12 protein-coding genes are annotated in these 11,777 nt (G+C 47.6%); all 12 read left to right on the top strand.

The annotated features are described in order from the left end of the window. Positions 1-236: 236 nt before the first annotated feature. On the top strand, positions 237-1,265 hold the full coding sequence (gene hrcA / locus KW93_RS06760; RefSeq protein WP_033542228.1) for a heat-inducible transcriptional repressor HrcA: 1,029 nt from the start codon (positions 237-239) through the stop codon (positions 1,263-1,265). A gap of 25 nt (positions 1,266-1,290) precedes the next feature. After that, on the top strand, positions 1,291-1,911 hold the full coding sequence (gene grpE, locus KW93_RS06755; RefSeq protein WP_081986944.1) for a nucleotide exchange factor GrpE: 621 nt from the start codon (positions 1,291-1,293) through the stop codon (positions 1,909-1,911). Between the two features lie 20 nt (positions 1,912-1,931). Further along, on the top strand, positions 1,932-3,770 hold the full coding sequence (gene dnaK, locus KW93_RS06750; protein WP_033542227.1) for a molecular chaperone DnaK: 1,839 nt from the start codon (positions 1,932-1,934) through the stop codon (positions 3,768-3,770). Between the two features lie 118 nt (positions 3,771-3,888). Beyond that, entirely contained in the window at positions 3,889-5,010 is a 1,122-nt protein-coding gene (gene dnaJ / locus KW93_RS06745; RefSeq protein ID WP_033542226.1) for a molecular chaperone DnaJ, read from the top strand. A 15-nt stretch (positions 5,011-5,025) separates the two neighbouring features. Continuing rightward, complete coding sequence (gene prmA / locus KW93_RS06740; RefSeq protein ID WP_033542225.1) at positions 5,026-5,967, top strand: 50S ribosomal protein L11 methyltransferase; 942 nt, start codon at positions 5,026-5,028, stop codon at positions 5,965-5,967. A 13-nt stretch (positions 5,968-5,980) separates the two neighbouring features. Next, positions 5,981-6,718: a 16S rRNA (uracil(1498)-N(3))-methyltransferase gene (locus KW93_RS06735; RefSeq protein WP_033542224.1), complete on the top strand. Its 738-nt coding sequence runs from the start codon at positions 5,981-5,983 to the stop codon at positions 6,716-6,718. A 15-nt stretch (positions 6,719-6,733) separates the two neighbouring features. After that, positions 6,734-8,074: a tRNA (N(6)-L-threonylcarbamoyladenosine(37)-C(2))-methylthiotransferase MtaB gene (gene mtaB, locus KW93_RS06730; RefSeq protein ID WP_033542223.1), complete on the top strand. Its 1,341-nt coding sequence runs from the start codon at positions 6,734-6,736 to the stop codon at positions 8,072-8,074. A 26-nt stretch (positions 8,075-8,100) separates the two neighbouring features. Beyond that, positions 8,101-8,769: a deoxyribose-phosphate aldolase gene (gene deoC / locus KW93_RS06725; RefSeq protein WP_033542222.1), complete on the top strand. Its 669-nt coding sequence runs from the start codon at positions 8,101-8,103 to the stop codon at positions 8,767-8,769. Between the two features lie 94 nt (positions 8,770-8,863). After that, positions 8,864-9,037 (top strand): 30S ribosomal protein S21, encoded by a 174-nt coding sequence (rpsU, locus tag KW93_RS06720; protein ID WP_008431605.1) that lies wholly within the window; start codon positions 8,864-8,866, stop codon positions 9,035-9,037. Positions 9,038-9,315: 278 nt separating this feature from the next. After that, positions 9,316-10,068 (top strand): NfeD family protein, encoded by a 753-nt coding sequence (locus KW93_RS06715; RefSeq protein ID WP_235318375.1) that lies wholly within the window; start codon positions 9,316-9,318, stop codon positions 10,066-10,068. A 2-nt stretch (positions 10,069-10,070) separates the two neighbouring features. Continuing rightward, on the top strand, positions 10,071-11,063 hold the full coding sequence (gene floA / locus KW93_RS06710) for a flotillin-like protein FloA (protein WP_033542221.1): 993 nt from the start codon (positions 10,071-10,073) through the stop codon (positions 11,061-11,063). Between the two features lie 27 nt (positions 11,064-11,090). Continuing rightward, the gene (locus KW93_RS06705; protein ID WP_033542220.1) at positions 11,091-11,615 is read left to right on the top strand and encodes a hypothetical protein; all 525 of its coding nucleotides are present in this window, start codon (positions 11,091-11,093) and stop codon (positions 11,613-11,615) included. Positions 11,616-11,777: the final 162 nt, after the last annotated feature.

The following is an 11,777-nucleotide window of genomic DNA, read 5'->3' as shown; positions in this document are numbered from 1 at the left end:
GAGTGCTCTTCTCGGCTTATTGTGGGAACCAAGGAGCGCCTTGGCGCCTCCTTTGCGACGAGCGCAGCGGTGGAGCATAATCTTTGCTCTGTCCAAAGCGCCGAAGCGGATGAATAAAACTAGTAATATAATTTAAAAATGTTAAATGCGCAATCGTTGACAAGGCTAAAGGAATTTGTTAATTTTAGTGTAGTCTTAGCACTCGGACTATAAGAGTGCTAACAGAGGTGATGATCATGTTAACAGAACGGCAACTGCTCATTTTAAAAGTGACGGTGGATGATTATATTCAATCAGCGCAGCCGGTAGGATCAAACCAGTTAGCTAAAAAGTCCGGCCTTTCTTTTAGTCCGGCAACTATTCGGAACGAAATGGCAGACCTGGAAGGGATGGGCTTTCTTGAAAAGACCCACACTTCTTCCGGCCGTGTTCCATCGGAAAGAGGCTACCGCTATTACGTGGATCATCTGCTGACGCCCCGTCGGCTGCCGAAGGGAGATATCGTTCAATTGCGTTCAATCTTCGAAGATAAAATCACGGAGACCGAAGAAGTGATCAAGCGGTCCGCCATGATTTTATCGGAGCTGACCAATTACACATCCATTTTGCTCGGACCGGATGTCCGCCGGCATATCGTTAAGAAACTGTCGATTGTGCCGCTCTCATCCGGTTCCGCGGTCGCTATTATTGTGACCGATACAGGCCATGTTGAAAACCGGGTATTCCCGATTCCGGAAGGGCTGGACCCATCTGAAATCGAGAAAATGGTCAACATCCTGAATGAGCGTCTGGTCGGAGTTTCACTCAATGATCTGCACAAGCGGCTCGAACAGGAAACGCTGATGGTCATGAAACAGCATATGGAACGGTACGGGGATTTATTTTCGACTTTCCGGCAGGCGGTCATACTTCCGCAGGAGAAAAATGTTTATTACGGCGGCAAGCTGAATATCCTGAATCAGCCCGATTTCCACGATCTTCATAAAATCAGGAGCCTGATGGATGTTATGGAAGAAACGGAACACATCCCGATGATCATTCCGGTAGGCAATCAGGGTCTCCATATCCGGATCGGTTCCGAAAATGCCCTTTCAGCAATGGAAGACTGTTCGGTGATAACCGTGTCCTACGATATTGGCGAAGAACAAACCGGTTCCATCGCGATTGTCGGTCCGAAAAGGATGGACTATAAGAGAATCGTTTCGTTGCTGGATACGCTCAGCGGAGATCTTTCCAAAGAACTGACGCGTATTCTCAGGAATTAAACGAAAATTAAGGAGGAACATCATTTTGTCTAATGAAAAAAAACCTCTGGCAAATGAGGAAGAAACTGCAACAGTCACTGAAGAAACCCCTTCTTCTCAGCAAACAGAAGAAGTGGCGGATTTTTCTGCTGAATCTGTGGCTGATGAAATGGATGCAGCAGAAATGGGTGCAGATTCAGACGTCAAAGAGGACGATGAAGATGAAGTCGCCAAACTGAAAGAAGAGCTTGAGAAGGAACAGAACAAATATCTGCGTTTATTGGCTGATTTCGATAATTTCAAACGACGCAATCAGAAAGACAAGGAAATCCAGGCGAAATTCCGTTCACAGTCTTTATTGACGGATCTGCTGCCGGTTTTGGATAATTTCGAACGCGCACTTGCTGTTGAAGCGAAAAGCGAAGAAGCGGAAGCCTTGCTGAAAGGTGTCGAAATGGTCCAGAAATCTTTGCTTGAAGCAGTGAAACGCGAAGGTCTGGAAGAAGTGAAAGCGGTCGGGGAACATTTCGATCCGAATTTCCACCAGGCAGTCATGCAGGAAAAAGACGAACAGGCAGAACCGGGCACCGTGTTACAGGAGCTGCAAAAAGGGTATACGCTTAAAGGCAGAGTCCTTCGTCCGGCAATGGTAAAAGTAAACGAATAATAGTTAATGGAGGAATTCAAATGAGCAAAATTATTGGTATTGACTTGGGAACTACAAACTCGGCTGTCGCAGTTTTAGAAGGCGGCGAACCAAAAATCATTCCGAACCCGGAAGGCAACCGCACGACTCCTTCTGTTGTGGCATTCAAAAACGGTGAACGCCAGGTCGGGGAAGTGGCTAAACGCCAATCCATTACGAATCCGAACACGATCCAATCTATTAAACGTTTGATGGGTACCCAGCAAAAAGTGACGGCTGAAGGCAAAGAATACACGCCTCAGGAAGTTTCTGCAATGATCCTTCAATATCTGAAAGGCTATGCGGAAGATTATCTTGGCGAAAAAGTGACGAAAGCGGTAATCACGGTTCCGGCTTATTTCAATGACGCAGAACGCCAGGCGACAAAAGACGCCGGACGCATCGCCGGTCTTGAAGTGGAACGCATCATCAACGAGCCGACTGCGGCAGCACTTGCATACGGCCTCGATAAAACAGAAACAGATGAAACTATTCTTGTCTATGACCTTGGAGGCGGAACATTCGACGTTTCCATTCTTGAGCTTGGCGACGGTGTATTCGAAGTTAAATCCACTGCCGGCGACAACCGTCTTGGAGGAGATGATTTCGATAAATTGATCATCGACTATCTTGTTCAGGAATTCAAAAAAGAAAACGGCATTGATCTTTCAAAAGATAAAATGGCGACTCAGCGCTTGAAAGATGCGGCTGAAAAAGCGAAAAAAGATCTTTCCGGTGTTTCTTCCACTCAGATCTCATTGCCATTTATCACTGCCGGCGAAGCTGGACCGCTTCACCTTGAAGTGACACTCAGCCGTGCGAAATTCGACGAACTCACTTCTTCACTCGTTGAACGCACAATGGGGCCGACTCGCCAGGCTTTAAAAGACGCAGGAATTTCTGCTTCTGAACTTGACCGTGTAATTCTTGTTGGGGGCTCTACCCGCATCCCGGCTGTTCAGGAAGCTGTTAAGAAAGAAACAGGCAAAGACCCGCATAAAGGAGTTAACCCGGATGAAGTAGTAGCAATGGGTGCAGCTGTACAGGGCGGCGTATTGACTGGTGATGTTAAAGATGTTGTTCTTCTTGACGTGACTCCATTGTCCCTTGGTATTGAAACAATGGGCGGCGTGTTCACGAAACTGATTGAACGCAACACAACGATCCCAACTTCAAAATCACAGACATTCTCAACTGCCGCTGACAACCAGCCGGCTGTAGATATCCATGTTTTGCAGGGTGAACGCCCGATGGCAGCAGCCAACAAAACGCTTGGCCGTTTCCAATTGGCTGATATTCCACCGGCACCGCGCGGCGTACCGCAAATCGAAGTGACATTCGACATCGATAAAAACGGTATTGTCAGCGTTAAGGCGAAAGACCTTGGAACGCAGAAAGAGCAGACGATCACAATCCAGTCAAACACTTCATTGTCTGACGATGAAATCGAGCGCATGATCAAAGAAGCGGAAGAAAACGCTGAAGCCGATGCGAAATTGAAAGAAGAAGTGGAACTTCGCAACGAAGCTGATCAGGCTGTATTCCAAACTGACAAAACAATCGCTGATTTGGGTGAAGTTGTCACTGAAGAAGAGAAGAAACAGGCAGAAGAAGCCCGCGATGAGCTGAAATCTGCTCTTGAAAGTGACAATATCGACAATATCCGTGAGAAAAAAGATAAATTGAACGAAATCCTTCAAGGCCTGGCTGTTAAGGCATATGAACAGGCGGCAGCAGCTCAGCAGGCGGCTGGCGGCGGCGCTGAAGAGACTGGCGCAGGCGGCAACGACGACATCGTGGATGCTGAATTTGAAGAAGTAAACGACGATAAAGACAAGTAAGATAGCGCGATACATGAAAAGTCAAAGCAAAGCAACATGCTTTGGCTTTTTCAATGTCTTTGCAACGGTATTTGATAGCGTGTACAATTACAGGTGATTGTAAGAGGGAGAGTGACATATGAATAAGCGTGATTATTATGAGGTGCTTGGTGTTTCCAAAACGGCATCCAAGGAAGAAATCAAAAAAGCTTACCGGAAATTGTCAAAACAATTCCATCCGGATATCAATAAAGAGGCAAATGCTTCCGAAAAATTCCAGGAAGTGAAAGAAGCTTACGAAGTGTTGAGCGATGACCAGAAACGCGCCCAATATGACCAGTTCGGCCATCAGGATCCAAACCAGGGCTTTGGCGGCAGCGGATTCGGCGGAGCGGAAGGTTTCGGATTCGACGACATTTTCAGTACGTTTTTTGGCGGCGGCACACGGCGCCGGGATCCCAATGCACCGCGTAAAGGCGATGACCTGCAGTATTCGATGAACATCGATTTCATGGACGCTGTATTCGGAAAAGAAGCGGAAGTTGAAATTCCGAAAGAGGAAAATTGTGATACCTGTGACGGCTCCGGAGCAAAACCGGGCACGAAGAAAAAGACATGCCCTTATTGCGAAGGCACCGGCCAGTTGAATGTTACACAGGATACGCCGTTCGGCCGCATGGTCAACCGCAGAGCCTGCCACCATTGTGAAGGCACTGGGCAGATCATCCAGGAAAAATGCCAAACGTGTAAAGGCGCAGGAAAAGTGCGCAAAGTCAAAAAGATCAAAGTCACGATTCCAGCCGGTGTGGACGACGGCCAGCAATTACGCGTCAGCGGACAGGGCGGACCCGGACATAACGGCGGTCCAGCCGGAGATCTGTATGTTGTATTCCGCGTAAAACCGCATAAGGAATTCGAACGTGAAGGCGACGATATTTACCTGGAGCTGGCATTGACGTTCCCGCAGGCAGCTTTAGGGGATGAACTGGAAGTGCCTACTGTCCACGGCAAAGTGAAATTGAAAATTCCAGCCGGCACTCAGAGCGGTGCACGTTTCCGCCTGAAAGGCAAAGGCGTCAAGAATGTTCATGGCTACGGCACCGGTGATCAGCATGTGATCATCCGTGTGAAAACGCCGACGAAACTCAGTGAGAAACAGCGTCAGCTATTAAGGGATTTTGCTGAAATCAGCGGAGATATTCCGGAAGAACAGGGAAGTTCATTGTTCGATAAAATCAAACGAACCATCAAAGGCGATTAAAGGAGCTGTTTGCACGTGAAATGGTCAGAACTATCCATCCATACGACAAACGAAGCGATCGAATCCGTTTCGAATATCCTCCATGAAGCCGGTGCCAGCGGTGTCGTCATTGAAGATTCGGAAGATCTGCTGAAAGAACGGGAAGACCAATTCGGAGAAATCTGGTCGCTGAACCCGGATGATTTCCCGAAAGACGGCGTTATCGTCAAAGCGTATCTTCCGGTCAACAGCTTTTTGGGAGAAACGGTCGAAGCGATTAAACTTGCCGTCAACAACCTTGTCGCATTCGACATCAACATCGGTGCCAATGTGGTGACGATCAGCGAAGTGAATGAAGAAGAATGGGCCACAGCCTGGAAAAAATATTATCATCCGGTAAAAATTTCACAGCGCTTTACGATTGTGCCGACCTGGGAAACGTATAATCCGGTGTCGAGCGACGAATTGATCATCGAACTGGATCCGGGTATGGCGTTCGGAACAGGAACGCATCCCACGACTGTCATGAGCCTGCAGGCTTTGGAAAAAACGGTGCAACCTAACCAGCGGGTCATTGACATCGGAACCGGGTCGGGCGTTCTGGCAATCGGTGCTGCCTTGCTGGGCGCAAAAGAAGTGCATGCTCTCGATCTGGATGACATCGCGGTCAAGGCTGCAGGCATCAATGTCAAACTTAATAAAGTCCAGGACATTGTATCGGTGGCCGGCGGCAATCTCGTCGACACCATTGAAGAGCCGGGAGATGTGGTGGTTGCCAATATCCTTGCTGAAATCATCATGTCATTTACGGATGATGCTTTCACTGTCGTTAAACCGGGCGGCATCTACATTACCTCCGGCATCATTTCTGCCAAGAAAAATGATGTGCGGAAGGCGCTGGAGGAATCCGGTTTTGTCATTGAAGATATCATGATGATGGAAGACTGGGTAACGATCATTTCAAAAAAACCTGAGTAGACGGGGTGAGACGATGCAGCGATATTTTATAGAAGGCAAAGTCCCCGACAACCGTATAGCACACATAACAGGCGATGATGCGAAGCACATCGCCAAAGTTATGCGCCAAACTGCCGGTGACGGGCTGATTGCCGTAATGGAAGGAAAAGCGTTCAGAGCGACCATCATTTCCGCTGATCGCGACATCGAATTGCGTCTGGACGCAGAACTCGAAACAAAAGTGGAAATGCCGAAACAGGTGACGATTGCCTGCGGCTTGCCCAAAGGCGACAAACTGGACCTGATTACGCAGAAATGCACGGAACTGGGCATGTATGCGCTCATTCCTTTTGCAGCAGAACGGTCAATCGTGAAATGGGACGCGGCTAAAGGCGATAAAAAAATCGCCAGATTGCAGAAAATCGCAAAAGAGGCAGCCGAACAGTCACACCGGACACGGCTTCCTGAAATACATAACGTCCACAGTTTTAAGCAATTGATGGCAGCCGCCGAATCCTTTGACGCCGTCATCGTGGCTTACGAAGAAGAAGCGCGTTCAGCGAGCCCTGCGCGGTTTGCCGAGATTTTAAAAACATTGTATGATAAAAGCTCAATATTGATTGTTTTTGGTCCAGAAGGCGGAATTTCAGAAAATGAAATTTCTCACCTGAAAAGAGCCGGTGCGCTGTTCACTTCTCTTGGCCCCCGCATCCTGCGCACTGAAACGGCTCCTTTCTATGCATTGTCCGCAATGTCCTATGAATTCGAATGAAAGAGGTGGCCACTTATGTCGACGGTAGCTTTTCATACCCTGGGCTGTAAAGTGAATCATTACGAAACGGAAGCAATCTGGCAGCTGTTCAAGGAACAGGGTTACGAGCGCGCAGATTTCGACCATCATTCAGATGTCTATGTCATTAACACATGCACCGTCACCAACACCGGTGACAAGAAGAGCCGGCAGGTCATCCGCCGGGCGATCAGAAAAAATCCCGATGCCGTCATTTGCGTAACAGGCTGTTACGCCCAGACTTCCCCCACAGAAATCATGGCGATTCCGGGAGTCGATATTGTGGTCGGGACACAGGACCGGACCAAATTGCTCGATTATATCGCGCAGTACAAAACAGAACGGCAGCCCATCAATGCTGTCGGAAATATCATGAAAAACAGGATTTACGAAGAACTGGATGTACCGGATTTCAGCGACCGGACGCGGGCATCATTGAAAATCCAGGAAGGCTGCAATAATTTCTGCACATTCTGCATCATTCCATGGGCGCGCGGCTTGATGCGCTCACGTGATCCGCAGGAAGTCGTACGCCAGGCGCAGCAGCTCGTGGATGCCGGTTATCAGGAGATCGTTCTCACCGGAATCCATACAGGCGGCTATGGTGAAGATTTGAAAAATTACAACCTGGCCCAATTATTGCGGGATTTGGAATCACAGGTCCCCGGCCTCAAAAGGCTGAGAATTTCTTCGATCGAAGCGAGCCAATTGACGGATGAAGTCATCAGCGTGCTGCGCGACTCGAATATTGTGGTGCGCCATTTGCATATCCCGATTCAGTCCGGTTCGGACACGGTGCTGAAGCGGATGCGCAGAAAATACACGATGGAGTTCTTTTCTGACCGGCTGGTCCAGCTGAGACGAGCGCTGCCGGAGCTAGCAATCACTTCAGATGTCATTGTCGGCTTCCCGGGAGAAACCGAACAGGAATTCACGGAGACGTATAATTTCATCAGAGATCACCGGTTTGCTGAACTTCATGTTTTCCCTTACTCGATGCGGACCGGTACGCCGGCAGCGCGAATGGGGGGCCAGATTGAAGAAGAAGTGAAAAATGAGCGGGTGCACCGGCTCATTGCACTGAATGATCAACTGGGCAAAGAATATGCCGCCCGTTTCGAAGGGGAAGTGCTGGAGATTATCCCTGAAGAAATTTCAGCCGCCCATCCAAGCGGCGGCATCGTGGAAGGCTATACCGACAATTACCTGAAAGTGGCGATTGAGGGAGATGCCTCTTTTATCGGTAAAATTGTTAAAGTGAAAATCGAGCAGGCAGGCTACCCTGTCAATAAAGGAAAATTTATCCGCATTATCGAAGAAGCGGAATTGGCTATTTAAAACTTATTACAGAATGGAGTATTTTCATGTCAAATATCGCTTCATATATCGACCATACCTTATTAAAAGCAGATTCCACCAAAGAACAGGTTGTTCAACTTTGCAAGGAAGCGGCAGAATATGAATTTGCTTCTGTCTGCGTGAATCCGTCTTATGTGGCTACAGCAGCTGCTGAACTTAAAGACAGTAAAGTAAAAGTGTGCACAGTCATCGGCTTCCCGCTGGGTGCTTCCACATCTGAAACGAAAGCATTCGAAACAAAAAACGCCATTGAAAAAGGCGCCGAAGAAATCGATATGGTCGTAAACATCGGAGCCATTAAATCCGGCGATCACGAACTTGTCAAAAATGATATCCAGGCTGTCGTGGATGCGGCGAAAGGCAAAGCGATCGTCAAAGTAATCATCGAAGCAAGCCTGCTTACTGATGAAGAAAAAGTTTTGGCATCACGTCTGTCAAAAGAAGCTGGAGCGGATTTTGTTAAAACGTCCACCGGATTCTCAACAGGCGGTGCCACAATCGAAGATGTAAAACTGATGCGCGAGACTGTCGGCGCTGAACTCGGTGTCAAAGCTTCCGGCGGTGTAAGAAGCCTGGAAGATGTCGAAGCGATGATCGAAGCCGGCGCAAGCCGCATTGGCGCAAGTTCAGGCGTGCAAATCATGCAGGGCATGGAATCGGATTCCGATTATTAACTATTGACTCAAGTTTGAACTTGCGATATAATTTTTGGTATATAACACTTGTTGTTATTTGCTTCAACGTGTGTTCGGAGGGAGGGAAAAAGAGATGACAAAAACTACCGTTCGTAAAAACGAATCGATTGAAGATGCTCTTCGCCGCTTCAAACGCACTGTTTCTAAATCCGGAACAATGCAAGAGGTAAGAAAGCGCGAGTATTATGATAAGCCGAGCGTGAAACGCAAACTGAAATCAGAAGCTGCGCGTAAACGTAAATTTTAATTGACCCTTACTTTAAAAATGAGACTTTTAAAAATATGAACGATCAGCTGAAACCGGCTGCACATCAATTGTGCAGCCGGTTTTTTATATCGGAATGAAAGCGCAATCTTTCATTATTGCCTTCGCTTCATCTATAATGGAATTATAGATATTTCTGAAACTTTTTCCCTTTTCATCCGTAAATAATAGAGCAAAGAAAAAATCTCCCGTTTTTAGAGGCATAGCTCATTCATTTGGAAGGCAAAGAAGGGAGACTGGAGACGAAAGGAGGGTTTACCTTGCTGAAAGCTAAGATTTATAGTGCTTCCGCCATTTTGCTGTTATCTCTTTTTTCTTTGTCTCCAGTTATTTTTGCTGAAACAGGCGGAAATGGAGGAAGTTTTTCAGGATTTCTGATTCACCCGGTGATGGTTACGATTTTACTCACCATTGCAATACTGGGACTGCTTCTGGAACTGTTCACTCCGGGGCTTAGCGTACCGGGATTCATCGGCATGATGGCATTGGGAATATTCTTCTACAGCCATTGGGTGGAAGGGATGGTCGGCATCGATTCGATCATACTTCTCGTGATAGGCCTTTGCCTGCTCCTTTTGGAGTTATTCCTGCCGTTTGGAGTAGCGGGTTTTCTTGGTCTGGCATCGATTCTCTTAGGAGTGCTTCTGTCAGGAAGTGATTTGCAGACGACAGGCATAGCCATTTTGATCGCATTGACTGCAGCTTCAATAGGGATGGTGATTTTGGTGAAGTTTTTCGGTAAAAGGCTTCAATTATTCAACCGCATAATCCTGTCAGATTCCACGGATACCAAAAGTGGTTACGTATCCAACGCCAACCGTCCGGAGCTTATTGGGCAAATTGCCGAAACGGCGACGGAGCTGCGGCCGTCAGGCACCATCGTCCTGGGGGATGAAAGAATTGACGCGGTTTCTGAAGGACGTTACATTGGCCGCGGAAAAAATGTTAAGATTATTAAGGTAGAAGGTTCTCGTATAGTAGTGCGTGAGCTTGAAAAACAAGAGGAGGAATAAGAATGTTGGAATTAGGCACAATCGGAATACTTGCAGCTATAGTGGGCATCATTATCCTATTAGCAATCTTCTTCACATTTGTACCGATTACATTATGGATCTCTGCACTCGCTGCAGGGGTGAAAATCAGCATCTTCACGCTGATCGGGATGAGACTGCGCCGGGTAATTCCGTCACGGATCGTTAATCCGTTGATCAAAGCATCGAAAGCCGGATTATCCGTACAGATCAACCAGCTGGAAAGCCATTACCTGGCTGGAGGGAACGTTGACCGGGTGGTTAATGCTTTAATCGCAGCACACCGTGCGAATATCGAACTTCCGTTTGAACGTGCCGCGGCCATCGACCTTGCCGGACGTGACGTACTGGAAGCGGTTCAAATGTCGGTAAATCCGAAAGTTATTGAAACTCCATTTATCGCCGGTGTGGCAATGGACGGAATCGAAGTAAAAGCGAAAGCCCGTATCACGGTGCGCGCCAATATTGACCGACTTGTCGGTGGTGCCGGCGAAGAAACGATTGTTGCCCGTGTTGGTGAAGGTATTGTATCCACACTCGGTTCGAGTACAAGCCATAAAAAAGTTCTTGAAAATCCTGATTTGATTTCACAAACGGTGTTGGGCAAAGGTCTAGACTCCGGTACCGCTTTTGAGATCCTCTCAATCGATATTGCAGACGTTGATATCGGTAAGAACATCGGTGCTGAACTGCAGACCGAGCAAGCTGAAGCGGATAAGAAAATCGCCCAGGCCAAAGCTGAAGAACGTCGTGCAATGGCTGTAGCAAGCGAACAGGAGATGAAAGCGAAAGTAGTGGAAATGAGAGCGAAAGTCGTCGAAGCGGAAGCGGAAGTTCCTATGGCCATGTCAGAAGCACTTCGCTCCGGCAATATCGGCGTTATGGATTATGTGAACTATAAAAATGTTCAGGCTGACACAGGCATGCGGGATTCAATCGCTAAAACGAGTACAACTCAAACGGATGACGATCGGTAAAATTGATCGGAAGAGGAGGTTTGTCATATGGAACCACTCATAGTAGGATTAATCATTTTGGTGGCAAGTGCTTTTTTCGGTAAAAAGAATAAGGATGAAACTCCTTCCTCAACTCAAAAAACCGTTCGAAGCGAACCATACGCCAAAAGCCGCAATCAGGGCGGATTCAAACGCATGGAAGATTATGCCAAAGAAATTTACGGTGAATTCCAGGCGCAAATGAATACGGAAACTGAGACTAAAGGGCAGGCTAAAGACGCAGCAAAACAGGTCGTTGAAAGACGGATGAGCAACAGGCAGTCCGGTGAAAGGCAGTTCATCGAGAAACAAATAGCTGACCGGCAAAAAAGCCGGATTCCCTTAGATGAAGCTCCTTCCCTGGCGGCAGGCGAGATTGGCGGCCGTACATCCTCTCGCCAAAAGCCTGTTCGCCAAGTTCAACAGGCTGTTAAAAAAGACGAAGCGACATTATTTCCACTTACGCAAAGCGAAGCGCAAAAAGCGATCATTTTGGCAGAAGTATTTATGCCGCCTAAATCGAAAAGGCGCTGATATCAATGAAGAATCCGGTGAAGTGATCCAATCCTTCACCGGATTTTTCTGTTTAACATGATAAAAATAGGTCAATATTGGTGCGTTGCAGCGTTTCACGCTTCGTCGCAAAGGCATTGGCCGAAGCCTGCAAGGGCAAGTCTTTGCGACGAAGCAGCGCAG

This window comes from Planococcus sp. CAU13 (genome assembly GCF_000775575.1).
Taxonomy (GTDB): domain Bacteria; phylum Bacillota; class Bacilli; order Bacillales_A; family Planococcaceae; genus Planococcus.
The sequence above is the reverse complement of the archived record's forward strand: the minus strand, read 5'-3'. Positions and strand labels throughout refer to the sequence as shown.

Bases quoted from the DNA above. Each gene is read 5' to 3' on its own strand.
- hrcA (WP_033542228.1), top strand. From the start codon at position 237: ATGTTAACAGAACGGCAACTGCTCATTTTAAAAGTGACGGTGGATGAT.
- dnaK (WP_033542227.1), top strand. From the start codon at position 1,932: ATGAGCAAAATTATTGGTATTGACTTGGGAACTACAAACTCGGCTGTC.
- dnaJ (WP_033542226.1), top strand. From the start codon at position 3,889: ATGAATAAGCGTGATTATTATGAGGTGCTTGGTGTTTCCAAAACGGCA.
- KW93_RS06735 (WP_033542224.1), top strand. From the start codon at position 5,981: ATGCAGCGATATTTTATAGAAGGCAAAGTCCCCGACAACCGTATAGCA.
- mtaB (WP_033542223.1), top strand. From the start codon at position 6,734: ATGTCGACGGTAGCTTTTCATACCCTGGGCTGTAAAGTGAATCATTAC.
- deoC (WP_033542222.1), top strand. From the start codon at position 8,101: ATGTCAAATATCGCTTCATATATCGACCATACCTTATTAAAAGCAGAT.
- rpsU (WP_008431605.1), top strand. From the start codon at position 8,864: ATGACAAAAACTACCGTTCGTAAAAACGAATCGATTGAAGATGCTCTT.
- floA (WP_033542221.1), top strand. From the start codon at position 10,071: ATGTTGGAATTAGGCACAATCGGAATACTTGCAGCTATAGTGGGCATC.
- KW93_RS06705 (WP_033542220.1), top strand. From the start codon at position 11,091: ATGGAACCACTCATAGTAGGATTAATCATTTTGGTGGCAAGTGCTTTT.